At 64.5% G+C, this 17,713-nt stretch carries 21 protein-coding genes; 12 read left to right on the forward strand and 9 right to left on the reverse strand.

What is annotated here, in order from left to right:
- Positions 1-153 precede the first annotated feature (153 nt).
- Positions 154-1,356: a tyrosine--tRNA ligase gene (tyrS, locus tag I8J34_RS23045; protein ID WP_214363986.1), complete on the reverse strand. Its 1,203-nt coding sequence runs from the start codon at positions 1,354-1,356 to the stop codon at positions 154-156.
- A 78-nt stretch (positions 1,357-1,434) separates the two neighbouring features.
- Here tyrS and I8J34_RS23050 point away from each other — a divergent pair, with 78 nt between their 5' ends.
- A complete protein-coding gene (locus I8J34_RS23050) occupies positions 1,435-2,754 on the forward strand; it encodes a M23 family metallopeptidase (RefSeq protein WP_214363987.1) in 1,320 nt (439 codons plus the stop codon).
- Between the two features lie 76 nt (positions 2,755-2,830).
- On the opposite strand, the gene erpA is transcribed toward I8J34_RS23050, so the two are convergent.
- The 3 genes from erpA to rplM form a co-directional block, all read right to left on the reverse strand.
- Positions 2,831-3,184, reverse strand: coding sequence for an iron-sulfur cluster insertion protein ErpA (gene erpA / locus I8J34_RS23055; protein WP_214363988.1), 354 nt, complete (start codon positions 3,182-3,184; stop codon positions 2,831-2,833).
- A gap of 170 nt (positions 3,185-3,354) precedes the next feature.
- On the reverse strand, positions 3,355-3,747 hold the full coding sequence (rpsI, locus tag I8J34_RS23060; RefSeq protein ID WP_214363989.1) for a 30S ribosomal protein S9: 393 nt from the start codon (positions 3,745-3,747) through the stop codon (positions 3,355-3,357).
- Between the two features lie 14 nt (positions 3,748-3,761).
- Positions 3,762-4,190 carry a 50S ribosomal protein L13 gene (rplM, locus tag I8J34_RS23065; RefSeq protein ID WP_214363990.1) on the reverse strand — a complete coding sequence of 143 codons (429 nt, stop codon included), beginning with the start codon at positions 4,188-4,190 and terminating at the stop codon, positions 3,762-3,764.
- Positions 4,191-4,704: 514 nt separating this feature from the next.
- Between rplM and I8J34_RS23070 the strand changes: the two genes are divergently transcribed.
- A complete protein-coding gene (locus I8J34_RS23070; protein WP_214363991.1) occupies positions 4,705-5,139 on the forward strand; it encodes an OsmC family protein in 435 nt (144 codons plus the stop codon).
- Here I8J34_RS23070 and coq7 read toward each other — a convergent pair.
- From coq7 to I8J34_RS23090, 4 genes are all read right to left on the reverse strand, one after another.
- Positions 5,127-5,747, reverse strand: coding sequence for a 2-polyprenyl-3-methyl-6-methoxy-1,4-benzoquinone monooxygenase (gene coq7, locus I8J34_RS23075; protein ID WP_214363992.1), 621 nt, complete (start codon positions 5,745-5,747; stop codon positions 5,127-5,129). The genes I8J34_RS23070 and coq7 overlap by 13 nt on opposite strands.
- Before the next feature lie 7 nt (positions 5,748-5,754).
- Positions 5,755-6,276, reverse strand: a complete 522-nt coding sequence (locus I8J34_RS23080) for a CNP1-like family protein (protein ID WP_214363993.1) — start codon at positions 6,274-6,276, stop codon at positions 5,755-5,757.
- Between the two features lie 53 nt (positions 6,277-6,329).
- Positions 6,330-6,932, reverse strand: coding sequence for a CBS domain-containing protein (locus I8J34_RS23085; RefSeq protein WP_214363994.1), 603 nt, complete (start codon positions 6,930-6,932; stop codon positions 6,330-6,332).
- Between the two features lie 63 nt (positions 6,933-6,995).
- Positions 6,996-7,511, reverse strand: a complete 516-nt coding sequence (locus I8J34_RS23090) for an RNA pyrophosphohydrolase (protein WP_214363995.1) — start codon at positions 7,509-7,511, stop codon at positions 6,996-6,998.
- Between the two features lie 160 nt (positions 7,512-7,671).
- On the opposite strand from I8J34_RS23090, the gene I8J34_RS23095 reads away from it, so the two are divergent.
- Genes I8J34_RS23095 through I8J34_RS23105 form a run of 3 tightly spaced genes read left to right on the forward strand, consistent with a single transcriptional unit; the run spans position 7,672 to position 10,822 of the window.
- Positions 7,672-9,381, forward strand: coding sequence for a proline--tRNA ligase (locus tag I8J34_RS23095; protein ID WP_214363996.1), 1,710 nt, complete (start codon positions 7,672-7,674; stop codon positions 9,379-9,381).
- On the forward strand, positions 9,378-10,043 hold the full coding sequence (locus I8J34_RS23100) for a lytic transglycosylase domain-containing protein (protein WP_214363997.1): 666 nt from the start codon (positions 9,378-9,380) through the stop codon (positions 10,041-10,043). The genes I8J34_RS23095 and I8J34_RS23100 overlap by 4 nt, the downstream gene beginning before the upstream one ends.
- A 5-nt stretch (positions 10,044-10,048) precedes the next feature.
- Positions 10,049-10,822, forward strand: coding sequence for a hypothetical protein (locus tag I8J34_RS23105; RefSeq protein WP_214363998.1), 774 nt, complete (start codon positions 10,049-10,051; stop codon positions 10,820-10,822).
- A gap of 3 nt (positions 10,823-10,825) precedes the next feature.
- On the opposite strand, the gene mpl is transcribed toward I8J34_RS23105, so the two are convergent.
- Positions 10,826-12,166 carry a UDP-N-acetylmuramate:L-alanyl-gamma-D-glutamyl-meso-diaminopimelate ligase gene (mpl, locus tag I8J34_RS23110; protein WP_214363999.1) on the reverse strand — a complete coding sequence of 447 codons (1,341 nt, stop codon included), beginning with the start codon at positions 12,164-12,166 and terminating at the stop codon, positions 10,826-10,828.
- A 139-nt stretch (positions 12,167-12,305) separates the two neighbouring features.
- On the opposite strand from mpl, the gene I8J34_RS23115 reads away from it, so the two are divergent.
- The 7 genes from I8J34_RS23115 to I8J34_RS24745 all read left to right on the forward strand — a co-directional run.
- On the forward strand, positions 12,306-12,899 hold the full coding sequence (locus I8J34_RS23115) for a hypothetical protein (RefSeq protein ID WP_214364000.1): 594 nt from the start codon (positions 12,306-12,308) through the stop codon (positions 12,897-12,899).
- Positions 12,899-13,471: a TlpA disulfide reductase family protein gene (locus tag I8J34_RS23120; protein WP_214364001.1), complete on the forward strand. Its 573-nt coding sequence runs from the start codon at positions 12,899-12,901 to the stop codon at positions 13,469-13,471. Before I8J34_RS23115 ends, I8J34_RS23120 begins: the two co-directional genes overlap by 1 nt.
- A 54-nt stretch (positions 13,472-13,525) precedes the next feature.
- Entirely contained in the window at positions 13,526-14,020 is a 495-nt protein-coding gene (gene aroQ, locus I8J34_RS23125) for a type II 3-dehydroquinate dehydratase (RefSeq protein ID WP_214364002.1), read from the forward strand.
- A gap of 38 nt (positions 14,021-14,058) precedes the next feature.
- Positions 14,059-14,514: an acetyl-CoA carboxylase biotin carboxyl carrier protein gene (gene accB / locus I8J34_RS23130; protein ID WP_214364003.1), complete on the forward strand. Its 456-nt coding sequence runs from the start codon at positions 14,059-14,061 to the stop codon at positions 14,512-14,514.
- A gap of 45 nt (positions 14,515-14,559) precedes the next feature.
- Positions 14,560-15,912, forward strand: coding sequence for an acetyl-CoA carboxylase biotin carboxylase subunit (gene accC / locus I8J34_RS23135; protein ID WP_214364004.1), 1,353 nt, complete (start codon positions 14,560-14,562; stop codon positions 15,910-15,912).
- Between the two features lie 3 nt (positions 15,913-15,915).
- Positions 15,916-16,803 (forward strand): 50S ribosomal protein L11 methyltransferase, encoded by an 888-nt coding sequence (prmA, locus tag I8J34_RS23140; protein ID WP_214364005.1) that lies wholly within the window; start codon positions 15,916-15,918, stop codon positions 16,801-16,803.
- Positions 16,803-17,713 (forward strand): MJ0042-type zinc finger domain-containing protein (locus tag I8J34_RS24745; protein ID WP_230411972.1); only part of this gene is annotated, 911 nt, incomplete at its 3' end. The genes prmA and I8J34_RS24745, both read left to right, overlap by 1 nt.

The following is a 17,713-nucleotide window of genomic DNA, read 5'->3' on the forward strand; positions in this document are numbered from 1 at the left end:
AAGAAGCGGAATTCTTACACAACCAACCCGCCTCGTCAACCCCCAGAGCCACTTCCCATCTACCGAAACCCGCTCCGGGCGCCTCGCTCAACCGCACTGCGTTCAAGCGAGGTGCGAATTATAGTCATCCAAAAATCACTGTCAACACCCCCCTCACCCTTTTATTTCGATTCGGGCGAAACGCCGCTTCCCTACTTGCGCAATCACCCGCACGCCAATCGCCAACGAGACCTCCTTGCTCTCGACGCGCTCGCCATCGAGCCGCACAGCACCCTGCTGAATCATCCGCAGCGCTTCCGACGTGCTGGAGGTGAGTCCAGCCTGTTTTAGCGCATGCACGAGGAGACATCCCTCGCCCTCGGCGGCAATGACGATCTCGGGCATATCTTCCGGCAGCACCCCTCGCTGAAAGCGGGCTTCAAACTCGTCATGGGCGGCATTGGCAGCCACCGCGCCATGGAAGCGAGCCACCAACTCCTTCGCCAGCAACACCTTGACGTCGCGCGGGTTGCGCCCTTCGCTTACATCGCGGCGCAACTGACCGATTTCGGCAATCGAGCGAAACGACAGCAACTCGAAGTAGCGCCACATCAGCTCATCGGAGATCGACATCAACTTCCCGAAGATCTCCGAGGGGGACTCGTTGATCCCGATATAGTTCCCCAACGACTTGGACATCTTGTTGACGCCATCCAAGCCTTCAAGCAATGGCATCATCAAGACGCACTGGGGCGACTGGCCATAGTCCTTTTGCAGTTCGCGCCCGACCAACAGATTGAACTTCTGGTCGGTACCACCGAGCTCGACGTCGGATCGCATCGCCACGGAATCGTAACCCTGGCACAGCGGGTACAGGAATTCGTGGACCGCGATCGACTGGTTCGCAGCATAGCGCTTGGCAAAGTCGTCGCGCTCGAGCATGCGTGCCACGGTGTAGTGCGACGCCAGCTTCAGCATTCCGGCCGCTCCGACATCGTCCATCCAGGTCGAGTTGAAGCACACCTCGGTGCGTAGCGGGTCGAGCACCTTGTAGACTTGAGCCTCATAGGTCCGAGCGTTCTCCAGAATCTGCTCGCGAGTCAGCGGCGGGCGTGTCGCATTCTTGCCGCTCGGGTCGCCGATCATTCCGGTGAAGTCACCGATCAAGAACATGACGTGATGCCCCAAGTCCTGGAAATGGCGCAGCTTGTTCAGCAGCACGGTATGCCCCAGATGCAGATCAGGCGCCGTTGGATCAAACCCCGCCTTCACCCGTAGCGGACGACCGGCCTGCAACTTGGCCACCATCTCCGACTCCACCAACAGCTCGTCCGCCCCTCGCTTGATCAGCTCAAGCGCCGCGCTCACTTCACTCATGCAGCCACCCTAAAGTTTTCATGTACCGAGCCGTGTGTGTTTTTGCTAGACTCGAAAAAATTTGTAGACAGGAACGCCATGCCGCCCCGAAAGCAGGAAATATTAGCCGATCACGCCAACAACTGCGCGCCCGGCGTATCGCGTCGATGGCTTTTGACTGGCATCGCCAGTGCACTTTCCCTCTCGGTAGCCGCAGCCATCGCGGTGGTGCCAAACCGCGCGCCCGACGTGTCAGCCCGCCCGATCAGTGAGTCGCTTGGCACGCCTCAATTCAGTATCGCAGCCGCGAACGACCTGCCGTTTGTGCTGGAAGATCGCGTCAAGCGCGGCGATACTCTTGAAACCATCTTCCAGCGATTCGGCATTAAAGACGCGGAGGCGATCCGCTTCATGCAAAGCACGGAGTCAGGCCGCCTCGCCCTTCGACAGCTGCGCGCGGGCAGACCCGCCACCGCCACGGTGGCGCCCGACGGCAGCTTGATCGAATTGACGCTTCCACAAACGCGCGGCGATGGCAACTTCGCCCTTGAGCGCAAAGGCGCTTCTTTCGCGACCAAGGAGTCCCAGCAGGAACTCGCCAGCATTGTCGAGATGCGCTCAGGCACGATCCGGCACTCGTTGTTTGGCGCCACCGAATCAGCCGGCCTGCCTGATGCCGTCGCCACCCGACTCGCCGAGCTCTTTGGCACGGAAATCGATTTTCGGACGGACCTGCGCACCGGCGACCGGTTCAGCGTGGTCTACGAAACGCTCGTTCAGGAAGATGGGCGCCCAAGCGGCATCGGCCGCATCCTTGCTGCCGAATTCGTCAACCAGGGCAAGCGGCACGCTGTTGTTCTATATCGCGGCAAAGATGGTCAAGAAGACTACTACACGGAAGACGGCCACAGCCTCAAACAAGCATTTCTCCGCTTCCCGCTGGAATTCACGCGGGTCACGTCCGGCTTCTCTCAGCGCTTCCACCCCATCCTCAAGCAATGGCGCCAGCACAAGGGCGTCGATTTTGGCGCCCCTTCTGGCAGCGCAATCAAAGCCACGTCGAACGGCACAGTGGAGTTCGTCGGCGTCAAAGGCGGCTATGGCAACGTAGTGATCCTTCGCCATCGCGACAACATCTCGACGCTGTATGCTCACATGCGCGGATTTGCCAGCACCGTGCGCAAAGGCGCCTCGGTCTCCCAAGGGGACGTCATTGGCTACGTCGGCCAGTCCGGCTGGGCGACCGGCCCGCATCTTCACTATGAATTCCGGGTCAACAACGTTGCCAGAGACCCGATGTCCATCGCCCTACCCACCGCCAAGCCGCTCGCCAAGGGCGAACTGCACGCATTCAAAGCGGCGACGGAAAACTACCGGAAGCGTATCGCCCTCCTGAATCCAGACCGGACGATCAACTAAGGCCCGCCCTGCATCCAAAAAAACTGCGGCCCCGTCGGAAACGACGGGGCCGCAGTTTTTCGATCGTCGGGACAACTCAGACAGAGAACGACGAGCCGCAGCCACACGTTGTCGAAGCATTGGGGTTGCGGATCACGAACTGGGCACCTTCCAGCCCTTCCGAGTAGTCGATTTCAGCGCCCACCAGGTACTGGTAACTCATCGGATCGACCAGCAAGGTCACTCCGTTTTTCTCCATGGTGGTGTCGTCCTCGGCAACCTCCTCATCAAAGGTGAAACCGTACTGGAACCCGGAGCAGCCGCCCCCCGTGACGAACACACGAAGCTTGAGCGCCGCGTTCCCCTCTTCTTCAATCAACTCTTTGACCTTGTTCGCCGCACTGTCGGTGAACACCAAAAGATCATTCAAGTCAGTCGCAGTAGCTTCCATTGTCTCTCCTGGGGCATTGGGGGGTGAAACGCAGGTCGCGCCGGAGCCTGCAATGTTGGGGTAGACGGTAACGCATCGCCGGAAGTTCCGCCAGCGCGACACGCTGCGCCAAAACATCAGGCGCCAACGACAAAAGCCGCCCGAAGGCGGCTCTTGCTGACTCGAAACGTTTAACGCTTCGAGAACTGCTTGCGGCGACGGGCTTTGTGGAAACCGACTTTTTTTCGCTCCACTTCGCGCGCATCACGCGTCACGAAACCGGCACGACGCAGATCGCCCTTGAGTTCCGGATTGTAGTCGATCAGCGCACGGGTAATGCCGTGGCGAACGGCGCCCGCTTGACCCGATTCGCCACCACCGTCGACGTTCACCATGATGTCGAAAGTCGTTTCGTTGCCGGTCAGCACCAGCGGTTGGCGCACGATCATGCGTCCCGTCTCGCGAGAAAAGAACTCGTCGACCGGCTTGCCGTTGACAACGATGCTGCCGTTGCCAGCCTTGATGAAAACACGCGCCACCGCACTCTTGCGACGCCCCGTGCCGTAGTTGTAGGTCACAGCCATTTGGAGGCTCCTGCTTAGATTTCGAGAACTTGCGGCTGCTGAGCCGTGTGCGGGTGCTCAGCGCCGGCATAGCACTTGAGCTTCTTCAGCATCGCGTAACCCAACGGACCCTTCGGCAGCATGCCTTTGACGGCCAGTTCGAGCACTCGGCCCGGCTTGCGCTGCTGCAGCTTGGTGAAGTTGGTTTCGTAGATGCCGCCGGGATACCCGGAATGGCGGTAGTACTTCTTGTCTTCGGCCTTGTTGCCGGTGACGCGAAGCTTGTCCACATTGACAACAACGATGAAGTCACCGGTATCAACATGCGGAGTGAAGATCGGCTTGTGCTTGCCGCGCAGGCGACGGGCCACCTCGGCAGCGAGACGGCCAAGCACTTTGTCCGTCGCATCGACGACGAACCAGCCCCGCTGAACTTCGTGCGGCTTGGCAGAGAAGGTTTTCATGTTTGTTCCTCGTTTTCTCGTCAGGCCTTCTGTCGCGACGGCCACCGAATAGAAAGCCGCCAATCCTAAACGAGGCACCCACGAGGTGTCAATGTTATTTTGGCGCCGCAACCCAGGCTCCAAGCAAAAAAAACGCAGCCGGGTAGGCTGCGTTAAATCCACACCAAAGGAGGAGGGTGGAGGAGACAATCATGAGATCGCACGCTGCTTGGTCTGCGCCGATCTCCAACGGTTCCAATTATGTGCATCCCGGCCACCTCCCGCAAGCCATTTTTGTGCATTGCACTACAAATGTTTCGATTTATCTATAAACATCGCTTATGGTCATCAAGCTCAGTGTATTTGCTGGTTACCGCCGTTTTACTGGGCGCCGCCGCGCACCTCTCGTCAGTTTTTTAGACATGAATTGTGCGCCGCAACCAAAACTTGATCGAGTCCCCTCGCGGGCTGTTGCTAGAATTCGCGTTTACGCAGGGCTTACGCCCCGCAAGACGACACCAAAAGGAAGGCAGACATGGAATGCGTAGTGAAATGGGTCGGGGACGCGAGCTTCCTCGCTGAAACGGGAAGCGGTCACAGCGTCATGATGGACGGCGCACCGGAAGCCGGCGGACGAAATCTGGCCCCGCGCCCGATGGAGATGCTCCTGGTCGGCGCGGGCGGGTGTACGGCTTTCGATGTCGTCCTGATTCTCAAGCGAGGGCGCCATCCAGTCTCCGACTGCCAGGTGCGCATCCAGGCAGACCGGGCCGAGACCGACCCCAAGGTGTTTACCCGGCTCCACTACCACTACGTCGTCAGCGGGGCTGGACTCAAGCCGGCCGCCGTCGAGCGGGCTATTCACATGTCCGCCGAGAAGTATTGTTCAGCGTCGATCATGCTGGGGCAGACCGCCGACGTCAGCCACACCTGGGAGGTCGTCGATACGCGCGAGGCTCAGACCCAGTAGGCCGTGGTCGTCATGACGCGCGATGCGCCACGCATGGCGGCGCGCACCATCGACGGCAGCGGCACGCCGCCCAGTTCGAGCGCCTTGTCCGCATGGGCACGCTCGTCCTCCACCATTTGCTGAACGATCGCGCGAGACTTCAGGTCCTCGCCAGGCAGGCGGGACAGGTGCGACGTGAGGTGCGATTCGACTTGTCGCTCGGTTTCGGCGAGAAAGCCGAGATTCCAGGCCTCGCCGAAGCGCCCCGCCAGCACCCCGATCGTCAGCGCACCGCCATACCACAGCGGGTTCAGCAAACTCTTGCGGCCACCGAGCTCTACGATCCGCCGCTCCGTCCACGCCAGGTGCTCGGTTTCCTCGTCCGCGGCCTGGCCCAAGGCGCGCGTCACCTCAGGTTGGCGCGACATCAGCGCCTGGCCCTGGTAGAGCGCCTGCGCGCAGATCTCGCCAACGTGATTGACTCGCATCAACGCAGCGGCGTGCTTGCGCTCCGGATCGGCGAGGGCAGGCTCGGGCAATACCCCTCCCGGCCACGGCCGGCGTGTTGACGCTGGCGCAAACACCGTGCGCAACGCCCGATCGAAATGCAGGATGAAAGAATCGATCATGCCTTGCTCACTGCCAGTCGGGTTTCGGATAGCGCAGCTTCTGGATGATTTCGTCCGGCGCCCGTGGCGAGGCGTCTTTGCACAAAAAATCGTGCATCAGCACGCTCTTCGGATCGAAGCTGTTGAGCGCCACCGTGCGCCACGGATTGGTACGCGGAATCGACCACTGCCCTTCCGACGCGATGGCATACAGCCGATTCTCGCTGGTCTCGCAGCGGAATCCCTCGTAGGTCACGACAGCCGCGCCGCGGCTGGAACGGGAAACCAGCGGCAAACGAGTGACGCCGTCGCTGCCGATTTCGATGTGGGCACTATCCACGAAGAAGGCGGTCTGCCCGCGGCGCTGCACATCGAATTCGATGAGATCGGCATCGAGCGGCAAGGCCGTCGGCGGCGTCGTGTCCGCCTCCTCCCACTTTGTCGTCTCGGGTTCGCGCCACTCGCGCACCGGCCCCTTGTTGTTGGCGCACGCCGAAAGCAGGGTCAGGACGACCACGCTCACTGCGCACGAATAGCACTTCGCGTGCATGCATTCTCCCAGTCATAGCACAAGAGCCGGTCTGCGCTGACAAGTCCCGTCCGTCAGGCGCCGATGGCCGCTTCGATTTCAGCAAACGTACGGGCGACTTCGCCCACGAATGGGGGTACGCCCATTTGGCGCGCGATCTGCGACGCCGAAAAGATCCCGCGGATATGCGCCTGCTCTCCGGCCTCGCAGGGCTCAATGACCAGTGCATGCTGGCGCCCCAGCGCGCGCAGGGCGCGCACCACGTCGCCGACATGCGCATTGAGCACATCCCGAAGCGCAAACGCCTCAAGTGCGTCGATCGGGGTCATGATGTCGGCCACGCTCAGATCGGACACCGCCACCGAACGGTGCTGGGCGATCTTCACCGGCTGTTCGCCCAACAGGTCGGTCGCGGTCACCAAGCCTTGCACGACACGGCGATCATTGGTCACCAATAGCATGCGGACGCCGCGCAGAATCATCGCCTGACGAGCGTCATCAAGGCGCATCCCGCCGGGGATGGTCGCCGCAGGCACCCGATGCAGGTCGGTCATCACCTCGACCGCGGACGACTTGGCGGTCACGCGCCGAGGCATGCCGGGCTCCGGTACCTGGTAGAGGGCGTCGCCCAAACGCATGGACGGCAGCGGATTGGTGTTGTTCTGGGTCTGATCCATCGTCTCCTCCTTTGGTCGCGAGCCGTGATCCGACGGCCACGGGAGCATCGCCTGCTCTCGGGATCAGACCATCGGATCGGGCGAACGGTTCTGGCGCGCCCGGCGTGGACGCGACAGCAGATCGGCCAACTCCTTGAGCGCCTGCTGATAGACGCCGCGCTTGAACTCGATCACCGTATCGAGCGGCACCCAATAGTCACTCCAGCGCCAGGCATCAAATTCCGGATGGCTGCATGCACGCAGGCAGACATCCGTGTCCCGGCCGACCAGCCGAAGCAGAAACCAGATCTGCTTCTGACCACGATAGGTGTCCCGCCACTGGCGCTTGATCCAGTGCTTGGGCACGTCATACCGCAACCAGCCACGCGTGCGGCCGAGGATCTTGACATGCTCGGGCAGCAGTCCGACCTCCTCATGGAGTTCCCGGTACATGGCCTGCTCCGGCGATTCGCCGTGCTTGATACCACCTTGCGGAAACTGCCAGGAATGCTCCCGAATGCGCTTACCCCAAAAGACCTCGTCGCGGTGGTTGACCAGGATGATGCCGACGTTCGGGCGATAGCCTTCACGATCGAGCATGATGGAACCTTAAATTGTCTGAGTTGACGGTGATTTTTCCACACTTCCCGCGCCATTGAAAGCTGGCACATAGCACGAATCGCGCCGGCCCTGCCGGTGAGCGGGGTGGCTACGGTAGAATCATCGCCTTTGACCCCCTCCTTTCTTCCGGAATTCGACCATGCGCGCCTCGCACTATTTCATCGCCACCCTCAAGGAAGCCCCCGCTGACGCCGAAGTCACCAGTCAGAAGCTGATGTTGCGCGCCGGCCTGATCAAGAAGACCGCGGCGGGCATCTACAGCTGGATGCCGATGGGCCTCAAGGCCCTGCGCAAGGTGGAACGTATCGTGCGAGAGGAAATGAACCGGGCGGGTGCCATCGAGGTGCTGATGCCGGCCGTACAACCAGCCGAGCTGTGGCAAGAATCCGGCCGCTGGACGTTTTACGGCCCCGAGCTGCTGCGCCTCAAGGATCGTCACGACCGCGATTTCGTGATCGGCCCTACGCATGAGGAAGTGATCACCGACATCGCCCGTCGCGACATCCGCAGCTACAAGCAGCTGCCCAAGCACTTCTACCAGGTGCAGACCAAGTTCCGCGACGAGATCCGTCCGCGCTTCGGTGTCATGCGCGGTCGCGAGTTCGTCATGAAAGACGGCTACTCCTTCCATGCCAGCTTCGAGGATCTGGTGCGCGAGTACCACAACATGTACGCCACCTACATCCGCATCTTCACCCGCATCGGCCTGCAGTTCCGCGCCGTGGCGGCCGACACCGGCTCGATCGGTGGCACCGGCTCGCACGAATTCCACGTGATTGCCGACACCGGCGAAGACGACATCGCCTACTGCCCGGATTCCGACTACGCCGCCAACGTCGAGCTGGCCGAGGCGCTGCCGGCCAGCAAGGTGCACGGCGTCGCCAAGCAAGCCCTAACCAAGGTGCATACGCCGGGCGTCAAGACCATTGCCGACCTGGCCGCCTTCCTGAAGATCCCGGCCACCGACACCGTCAAGGCGATCGTGGTCGAGGCCGAAGACGGCGCGGCGGTGCTGATGCTGCTGCGCGGCGATCATGAACTCAACGAGATCAAGGCGCAGAAGCTCGACGGCATCAAGTCGCCGCTCACCTTCGCCTCCCCCGAGGCCATCGCCGCCGGCTTCGGTGCCAACCCCGGCTCGCTCGGCCCGGTCGGCTTCAAGGGCCGGGTCATCATGGACCGTAGCGTGGCGGCGATGAGCGATTTCGTCATCGGTGCCAACGAGGACGACTACCACTACACCGGCGCCAACATCGGCCGCGACTTCCCCGGCCCCGAGCTAGCCGACCTGCGCAACGTGGTCGCCGGCGACCCCTCGCCCGATGGCAAGGGCACGCTGGCGCTGTGCCGCGGCATCGAAGTGGGCCACATCTTCCAGTTGCGCACCAAATACGCCGAGGCCATGGGCGCGCGCTTCCTCGACGAAAACGGGCGCGAGCAGGTCATGGAGATGGGCTGCTACGGCATCGGCGTGTCGCGCATCCTCGGCGCCGCCATCGAGCAGAACAACGACGCGCGCGGCATCATCTGGCCGACCGCCATCGCTCCCTTCGAACTGGTGATCTGCCCGGTCGGTTGGAGCAAGTCCGAGGCCGTGCGCGAGGCCGCCAACGCCCTCTACACCGACCTGACCGAGGCGGGCGTGGATGTGATCCTCGACGACCGCAACGAGCGCCCCGGCGTAATGTTCGCCGACTGGGAACTGATCGGCGTGCCGCACCGCATCGTCATCGGCGATCGTGGCCTGAAGGAAGGCAGCGCCGAATACCAGGGCCGTCGCGACGAAGCCGCCACCGCCGTGCCGGTGGACGGGCTGGCCGCCTTCGTGCTCGAGAAGCTCCGCGCATGAACCATCCGGCCCGCGCACTCACCCGCCTCGTCGGCAGCGCCGCAATCGCCGCGCTGTTGACGGTGGCAGGGTTGCCCGGTGCGTGGGCCGGTCAGCAGCAATACGAGCCCCTCTCGGCCAGCGTCCAGGCCGCGCTGCGCGGCGCCGTCAGCGACCGCGCGCCGATACGGCCCGTGTTCGCCAGCCATGCCCTGCAGGATCACTGGCTGTCGGAAATGAGCCAGCTGCTGGCCAAGCGCATTCCCGACACGCGCTACCGGCGCGACCTGCTGCTGTCGGTGCACTACGAGGCCACCCGCGCGGGCCTCGACCCGCAACTGGTGCTCGGCCTGATCCAGGTCGAGAGCAACTTCCGCAAATACGCCGTGTCCTCGGCTGGCGCGCGCGGCTACATGCAGATCATGCCCTTCTGGGCGAAACTGCTGGGCGAGGGCGAAGACAACCTCTTCCACCTGCGCACCAACCTGCGCTACGGCTGCACCATCCTGCGTCACTACCTGGATATCGAGAAAGGCGACCTGTTCCGCGCGCTTGGTCGTTACAACGGCAGCCTCGGCAAGGCCGAGTATCCGAACCTCGTGCGTGCCGCCTGGCGGCGCTGGGCCTACCAGCCGCCGCCGGAGCTGACCACCGCCGCCAACCTGGCCGACGCCCGCCCCTGACCACGATGTGGCGAGCGCTGCGCATCTCCGTGCTGCTGCTGGTGCTGGCCACCGTGGCGCTGGGCACCTGGCGGGCACAGCACCGCGCGACCTCATGGGTCAATACCCTGCATGTGACGATCTACCCGATTAATGCCGACGGCCGCGAGGCCACCGCGCGCCATATCGCGCAGCTGAGTGCACGCGATTTCGAGCCGATCGCCGACTGGCTGGGCGCCGAGGCGCGGCGCTACGGGGTCACCACGCTCAAGCCGGTGGCGATCACCCTGGCGCCGCCGCGCACCAGCCTGCCGCCCCAAGCACCCCGCCAGCCCACGGCCTGGCAGGCCATCGTGTGGAGCCTGCAGATGCGCTACTGGGCCTGGCGCCACGACGATGCCCCCGGGCCACGGCCCGATGTGCGCATGTTCGTGCAATACCACGACCCGGCGGTGCAATCCACGGTGCAGCACTCGGTGGGGCTTGAGAAAGGCCTGATCGGCCTGGCCAACGTGTTTGCCAGCCGCGCCGATCATGGCAGCAGCCTGATGGTGATCGCCCACGAGATGCTGCACACCGTCGGCGCCACCGACAAATACGACCCGGCCACCTTGATGCCCCGCTTTCCGCAAGGCTATGCGGAACCGGACCGGCGGCCCGCCACACCGCAATCGCAGGCCGAAGTCATGGCCGGACGGATCCCGCTGTCGCCCGAGCATGCCGCCATCCCGGTCAGCCTGCGCTACGTCACCGTCGGGCCGGCCACGGCCGCCGAAATCGGCTGGCTGCGCGCCCCGTAAGCCTCAGGCCAGGGCCGCCAGCAGCTTCTCGTGGATGCCCCCGAAGCCGCCGTTGCTCATCACCAGCAGATGATCCCCCGGCGCCGACGCGCCGACCGCAGCCGACACCAGCGCCGGCAGCTCGTCGAAGCACTGCACCGCCGCGCCCAAGGGCGCCAGCGCCCCGGCCACATCCCAGTCCACCCCACCGCGGTAACACAGCACCGCGTCGGCACCGGCCAGGCTGGCCGGCAGCTGCGCCTTCATCACACCCAGCTTCATGGTGTTCGAGCGCGGCTCGAGAATGGCGATGATCCGCCCGCCGTCGATGCGCTTGCGCAAACCTGCGATGGTCAGCGCGATGGCCGTCGGATGATGGGCGAAGTCGTCATACACCGTCACACCGCCGACCACGCCACGCACCTCCAGCCGGCGCCGCACGCCTTCGAAGCGCCCTAGCGCGGCAATCGACGCCGCTGGCGGCACGCCCACATGGCGCGCCGCCGCCACCGCGGCCAGCGCATTGCTCAGGTTGTGACTGCCCGCCATCGGCGTGGCCACCTGGCCGAGCGCGGCCTCACCGAGCGCAAATGTGGCCACGCCCGCATCGTCAAGCGCCGCCTGCCAAGCATCTGCCCGATTGAACCATTCGAGTTCCGACCAGCAGCCGCGATCGAGCACCCGGGCCAGCGCCTCGGCCTCGGCGTTGGCGACGATGCGCCCGCTCGCTGGCATGATCCGCACCAGGTGGTGGAACTGGGTTTCGATGGCGGCCAGATCGGCAAAGATGTCGGCGTGGTCGAATTCGAGGTTGTTGAGAATCGCGGTGCGCGGCCGGTAGTGCACGAACTTGGAGCGCTTGTCGCAGAAGGCGGTGTCGTATTCGTCTGCCTCGATGACGAAAAACGGCGAATCGGTCAGCCGGGCGGAGACGCCGAAGTTCTTCGGCACGCCGCCGATCAGAAAGCCCGGATTGAGCCCGCCGTCCTCCAGCATCCAGGCCAGCAGCGAGGCCGTGGTGGTCTTGCCGTGGGTGCCGGCCACCGCCAGCACCCATTTGTCGCGCAGCACCTGTTCGGCCAGCCATTGCGGACCGGACACATAGGGCGCGCCGGCGTCGAGAATCGCTTCGAGCAGCGGGTTGCCGCGCGAGATGGCGTTGCCGACGACATACACGTCGGGCGACAGCGCCATCTGCGAGGCCTCGTAGCCCGAGGTCAGCGCGATGCCTTCGGCTTCGAGCTGGGTGCTCATCGGCGGATAGACGTTGGCATCGCAGCCGGTCACGGTATGGCCGGCGGCCCGTGCCAACAGGGCCACACCGCCCATGAAGGTGCCGCAAATGCCGAGAATGTGGATATGCATGAAAGCTCCGGCGTCCGGCGCATCGCTGAAGGCGGCGTGTCGTCCGGACGTGTAGAATGTGCGGGTCTGTTCCGTCTGGCCACGCCGTCAGGGTTCGCAAGGCCAGAGATTCTAACCGATGGCGACGAGGGAGCCGCGCATGTCAAGCCGACACTCTGGATCACGGACCAGCCACTTTCGCCAGGAGATCGCCGCACTCGCCGCCCGCATGATGGCCGAAGACGGCGTTCAGGACTTCGGCTTCGCCAAGCGCAAGGCGGCCCGCCAGCTGGGGGTGACCGATACCGATGCCCTACCCACCAACGCTGAGATCGAAACGGCGCTGCGCGAATACCAGGCCATCTACCAGGACGACGAACACGCCGAACGGCTCTATGAGATGCGCTGCGTCGCCGCCGAGGTGCTCGAACTGCTCGCCGACTTCCGCCCCTACCTGACCGGCCCGGTGCTCGACGGCACCGCCGGGCGCTACGCCGAGGTCGACATCGAAGCCTTTGCCGACAGCGCCAAGGATGTCGAAATCTTCTTCCTCAACCAGAACATCCGCTACGAGCATCGCGAGCCGCGCCGGCTCACCCACGAGCCGCCCGAGGCCATTTTGGTATTCGACTGGAACGAGGTGCCGGTACGCCTGTCGGTCTACGACGCCCGCGCCGAGCGGCGCAGCCACACCGACCGCGCTCGCCTCGAGGCCGTCGAGCGGCTGCTGGCCGAGTCCCTGCCGCAATCGTGATGGCGCGTCTACCCCAATCCGTCCTGATCGTGCTCGTCGCCATCGCCGCCGGCGCACTCGGCTACTGGACCAGCCGCGGCGGCGCACCGGTCATCCGCCCCCTGGCCAGCTCAGCCCAGACGGCCGGCCCCGACAGCGTCGCCCCCGAAGAAGGCGCCCGGCTGCTGGCCACCACGCTGCCCGATGCCGACGGCAAACCCCACGCGCTGGCCGAGCTGAAAGGCCAGGTGGTGGTGGCCAACTTCTGGGCCACCTGGTGCCCCCCCTGCCGCAAGGAAATTCCCGACTTTTCGGCGCTATCTCGCCGCTATCATGACCGCGGCGTGCGCTTTGTCGGCCTGAGCCTCGACAACGCCGAACAGGTGGCCGCCTTTCGCGACGAGATGCAGGTGCCCTACCCCCTGCTGATCGGCGACGGCAGCACCGTCGCGCTGGCCGCGGCGCTGGGCAATCCGGCCGGCGCATTGCCGTTTACCGTCATCCTCGATCGCCAGGGGCAGATCCGCCACCTGTCGCTCGGGGGCTTGAGCAAATCGGACCTGGAAGGCAAAATCTCCGCGCTGCTTCCTTGAACCCGCCCTCCGCGCGCTGGACAAAATGTTGCGAAATGCGGCAAACTTGCTGACATGACGCCGAGAAATCGCAAAAAAAAGGCGCAACAGCCGCCATCCGACCAAACCCTCGTTCTGGTACTCCACGGGCCGAATCTCAACCTGCTGGGCACACGTGAACCCGAGGTGTACGGTCGAACCACTCTCGCCGACATCCACACCGCCATGCTCGAGCGCGCCAGTCGCGCCGATGTGCGGCTGGAGTCGTTCCAGAGCAATCACGAAGGCGAGCTGATCGACCGCGTGCAGGCGGCGGCCAGCGAAGGCGTCGATTTCATCATCATCAATCCGGCCGGCTACACCCACACCAGCGTCGCCCTGCGCGACGCCCTGGCTGCGGTCTCGATCCCCTATGTGGAAGTGCATCTGTCGAACATCCACAGTCGCGAGCCCTTCCGCCAGCACTCGTATTTTTCCGATCAAGCCGTCGGCGTGATCTGCGGACTGGGAGCCGATGGCTACCTGGCCGCGCTCGATTTCGCCCTCGCCCGCCTGACACAACAACACTGAGGCGCCGGCACCTCTGCCGGCATCTACTGGAGAAACTCATGGATCTGCGCAAGCTGAAGAAACTGATCGACCTCGTCCAGGAATCGGGGATTTCCGAACTGGAAGTGACCGAGGGCGAAGAAAAAGTGAGGATCGCCAAGCACATGGTCACCCATGTCGCGTCGCAACCGATGCATCACACCGTGCATGCCGCACCGGCCGCCGCACCCGCAGCATCGCCCGCCGCCGACTCGACCGGCCCGGAAAGCACCCTGCCGGCCGGCCATGTGATCACCTCGCCGATGGTCGGCACCTTCTACCGCGCCTCGTCGCCGGGCGGCGAGCCGTTTGCCAACGTCGGCGACTCCGTCAGCGTCGGCGACACGCTGTGCATCATCGAAGCCATGAAGCTCATGAACGAGATCGACTCGGACGCGGCCGGCACCATCAAGGCCATCCTGGTCGAAAACGGCCAGCCGGTCGAGTTCGGCCAGCCGCTGATGGTCGTCGGCTAAGCCGGATGACCGTCATCTCCGCCCATTCCAACCGGAACCGCCGGCATGTTCGATAAGATCCTGATCGCCAACCGCGGCGAAATTGCCCTGCGCGTGCTGCGTGCCTGCCGCGAACTGGGCATCCGCACCGTGGCCGTCCACTCCACCGCTGACACCGAAGCCAAGTACGTCAAGCTGGCCGACGAGTCGGTGTGCATCGGACCCGCGCCGTCCTCGCAAAGCTACCTCAACGTCCCGGCCATCATTTCGGCGGCCGAAGTCACCGATGCCGAAGCCATCCACCCCGGCTACGGCTTCCTCTCCGAGAACGCCGATTTCGGCGAGCGGGTCGAGCAGTCCGGCTTCGTCTTCATCGGCCCGCGCCCCGACACCATCCGCCTGATGGGCGACAAGGTCTCCGCCAAGGACGCCATGAAGGCCGCCGGCGTGCCCTGCGTGCCCGGCTCCGAAGGCGCATTGCCCGACGACCCGAAAGAAATCGTCAAGATCGCCCGCGCCATCGGCTACCCCGTCATCATCAAGGCCGCCGGCGGCGGCGGCGGGCGCGGCATGCGCGTGGTGCACACCGAAGCGGCCCTGATCAACGCCGTGACCACCACCAAGACCGAGGCCCAATCCGCCTTCGGCAACCCGGTGGTGTACATGGAAAAATACCTCGAGCGCCCGCGCCATGTGGAAATCCAGGTGCTGGCCGACGCCCACGGCAATGCCGTGCATCTGGGCGAGCGCGACTGCTCGATGCAGCGCCGCCACCAGAAAGTCATCGAAGAGGCGCCCGCCCCCGGCATCGATCGCAAGCTGATCGCCAAGATCGGCGAGCGCTGCGCCGAGGCCTGCCGCAAGATCGGCTACCGCGGCGCCGGCACCTTCGAGTTCCTGTATGAAGACGGCGAGTTCTATTTCATCGAGATGAACACCCGCGTGCAGGTCGAGCACCCGGTCACCGAGGCGATCACCGGCGTGGACATCGTGCAGGCGCAGATCCGCGTCGCCGCCGGCGAAAAACTGTGGCTGCAACAGAAAAACATCCGCTTCGCCGGGCATGCCATCGAGTGCCGCATCAACGCCGAAGACCCGTTCAAGTTCACCCCCAGCCCCGGCCGCATCTCCAACTGGCACATGCCGGGCGGCCCAGGCATTCGGGTCGATTCGCACGCCTACAACGGCTACACCGTGCCGCCGCACTACGATTCGATGATCGGCAAGCTGATCGCTTACGGCGACACCCGCGAGCAGGCGATTCGCCGCATGCAGATCGCGCTGTCCGAAACGGTGATTGCCGGCATCAAGTCGAACGTGCCGCTGCATCAAGAGCTGATGCGCGATCCGCGCTTCATGGAAGGCGGCACCAGCATCCACTACCTCGAAAAACGCCTGGCCGAACGGGACAAACCCTGAACGATGTGGATCTCCGTCACCCTGCTGGCCGATGCTGACCGCGCCGAGCGCCTGTCCGACGCCTTGATGGACGAAGGCGCGCTGTCGGTCAGCATCGAAGACGCCGACGCCGGCACCGAGGCCGAAAAGCCGCAATTCGGCGAGCCCGGCATGGCGCCGGCCAGCCTGTGGGACCACAGCCGCGTGCTGGCCCTGTTCGACAAGGACGCCGACATCACCGCCGCCCTGGCACGCGCCTCGGGCGCCGTCGGTCTGGCGCAGGTGCCACCGTTCACGCTGGAGGAAATCGCCGAACAGAACTGGGTGCAGCTCACCCAGTCGCAGTTCGACCCGATCCGCATCACCGACCGGCTGTGGATCGTGCCCTCGTGGCACGACGCCCCGAATCCGGACGCCATCAACATCGCCCTCGACCCGGGCATGGCCTTCGGCACCGGTTCGCACCCGACCACCCAGCTGTGCCTGGAGTGGCTCGAAGCCATCGTCACCCCCGGCGTCAGCGTGCTCGACTATGGCTGCGGCTCCGGCATCCTCGCCATCGCCGCGGCCCGCCTCGGTGCAGGACGGGTGGTGGGCGTGGATATCGATGAGAAGGCAGTCGACGCCGCCCGCGACAACGCCGAGCGCAACGCCGTCACCCTGGAATTGCAGACCTCGGCCGCGCCGCTGTCCGAGCGCTTCGAGCTGGTGGTCGCCAACATCCTCACCAACCCCCTGTGCGTGCTGGCCCCGGCGCTCTGTGCCCATGTCGCGCCGGGCGGACGCCTCGCGCTATCGGGCGTGCTTGAGGCCCAGACGCAGCAAGTCATCGACGCCTACGCGCCATGGATCGCGCTAGAGGTCGGCAAGATCCACGACGGCTGGGCCCGACTGGAAGGCGTCAAACGGTGATGCGCACTCGCTGCCCTGCCTGCCAGACCCTGTTCCGCATCACCTCGGAACAGTTGCGGGCACGGCAGGGGCTGGTGCGCTGCGGGCAGTGCCGTCACACCTTCAATGCCCTCGACACCCTGGATGCCGAGCCGACGGTGTCCGTCACCCCGCCCGCGCCGACACCGGCGACACCAGCGGCTCCGGCCAGCAGCCGCGTCTTCATCCTTGAAGAGCGCCCCGGCCCGGCCACCGGTTTTCGCGCCCCGCCGCGCGAGGCCGAGACCGTCGATCGCCCGATGACCTTCTCTGCGCCGACCTTCAACTGGCACGGCGGCGATATGACATCGGCACCTGCGCCCGAACCTGCGCCCGAACCTGCGCCCGAACCTGCGCCCGAACCTGCGCCCGAACCTGCACCCGAACCTGCGCCCGAACCTGCGCCCGAACCTGCACCCGAACCTGCGCCCGAACCTGCGCCCGAACCTGCGCCCGAACCTGCGCCCGAACCTGCGCCCGAACCTGGCGCTTTTGGCTTCAGCGCCCCGGCCGAGAACTCGTCCAGGCTGTTCCAGGAACTCGACACCTGGATGCCGGAAGACGATATGACAACCGACGTCACGCCGGAAGTCACGCCGGAAGTCACGCCGGAAGTCACGCCGGAAGTCACGCCGGACTATGCGCCGGAGCTTGGATCGGCGGTTTGGTCGGAAGAGACACCGGCCGACACATTCGACTCCGGACCGGAAACCATCTGGGACTTCGACGAGTTGCCCACCGCCCGGGCCCCCGGTGAATGGCCCCAAGCCGAAGCCGAAGCCGAAGCCGAAGCCGAAGCCGAAGCCGAAGCCGAAGCCGAAGCCGAAGCCGAAGCCGAAGCCGAAGCCGAAGCCGAAGCCGAAGCCGAAGCCGAAGCCGAAGCCGAAGCCGA

The sequence above is a fragment of the Denitromonas iodatirespirans genome, assembly GCF_018524365.1.
Lineage (GTDB): Bacteria > Pseudomonadota > Gammaproteobacteria > Burkholderiales > Rhodocyclaceae > Nitrogeniibacter > Nitrogeniibacter iodatirespirans.

What these genes read in the sequence shown, in the direction of transcription:
- I8J34_RS23085 (WP_214363994.1), bottom strand. Translation starts at nt 6,932, where the DNA reads ATGGATCAGACCCAGAACAACACCAATCCGCTGCCGTCCATGCGTTTG.
- I8J34_RS23070 (WP_214363991.1), top strand. Translation starts at nt 4,705, where the DNA reads ATGGAATGCGTAGTGAAATGGGTCGGGGACGCGAGCTTCCTCGCTGAA.
- accC (WP_214364004.1), top strand. Translation starts at nt 14,560, where the DNA reads ATGTTCGATAAGATCCTGATCGCCAACCGCGGCGAAATTGCCCTGCGC.
- I8J34_RS23080 (WP_214363993.1), bottom strand. Translation starts at nt 6,276, where the DNA reads ATGCACGCGAAGTGCTATTCGTGCGCAGTGAGCGTGGTCGTCCTGACC.
- mpl (WP_214363999.1), bottom strand. Translation starts at nt 12,166, where the DNA reads ATGCATATCCACATTCTCGGCATTTGCGGCACCTTCATGGGCGGTGTG.
- I8J34_RS23090 (WP_214363995.1), bottom strand. Translation starts at nt 7,511, where the DNA reads ATGCTCGATCGTGAAGGCTATCGCCCGAACGTCGGCATCATCCTGGTC.
- accB (WP_214364003.1), top strand. Translation starts at nt 14,059, where the DNA reads ATGGATCTGCGCAAGCTGAAGAAACTGATCGACCTCGTCCAGGAATCG.
- I8J34_RS23095 (WP_214363996.1), top strand. Translation starts at nt 7,672, where the DNA reads ATGCGCGCCTCGCACTATTTCATCGCCACCCTCAAGGAAGCCCCCGCT.
- I8J34_RS23115 (WP_214364000.1), top strand. Translation starts at nt 12,306, where the DNA reads ATGTCAAGCCGACACTCTGGATCACGGACCAGCCACTTTCGCCAGGAG.
- rpsI (WP_214363989.1), bottom strand. Translation starts at nt 3,747, where the DNA reads ATGGCTGTGACCTACAACTACGGCACGGGGCGTCGCAAGAGTGCGGTG.
- I8J34_RS23100 (WP_214363997.1), top strand. Translation starts at nt 9,378, where the DNA reads ATGAACCATCCGGCCCGCGCACTCACCCGCCTCGTCGGCAGCGCCGCA.
- tyrS (WP_214363986.1), bottom strand. Translation starts at nt 1,356, where the DNA reads ATGAGTGAAGTGAGCGCGGCGCTTGAGCTGATCAAGCGAGGGGCGGAC.
- I8J34_RS23105 (WP_214363998.1), top strand. Translation starts at nt 10,049, where the DNA reads ATGTGGCGAGCGCTGCGCATCTCCGTGCTGCTGCTGGTGCTGGCCACC.
- rplM (WP_214363990.1), bottom strand. Translation starts at nt 4,190, where the DNA reads ATGAAAACCTTCTCTGCCAAGCCGCACGAAGTTCAGCGGGGCTGGTTC.
- I8J34_RS23050 (WP_214363987.1), top strand. Translation starts at nt 1,435, where the DNA reads ATGCCGCCCCGAAAGCAGGAAATATTAGCCGATCACGCCAACAACTGC.
- erpA (WP_214363988.1), bottom strand. Translation starts at nt 3,184, where the DNA reads ATGGAAGCTACTGCGACTGACTTGAATGATCTTTTGGTGTTCACCGAC.
- aroQ (WP_214364002.1), top strand. Translation starts at nt 13,526, where the DNA reads ATGACGCCGAGAAATCGCAAAAAAAAGGCGCAACAGCCGCCATCCGAC.
- I8J34_RS23120 (WP_214364001.1), top strand. Translation starts at nt 12,899, where the DNA reads ATGGCGCGTCTACCCCAATCCGTCCTGATCGTGCTCGTCGCCATCGCC.
- coq7 (WP_214363992.1), bottom strand. Translation starts at nt 5,747, where the DNA reads ATGATCGATTCTTTCATCCTGCATTTCGATCGGGCGTTGCGCACGGTG.
- prmA (WP_214364005.1), top strand. Translation starts at nt 15,916, where the DNA reads ATGTGGATCTCCGTCACCCTGCTGGCCGATGCTGACCGCGCCGAGCGC.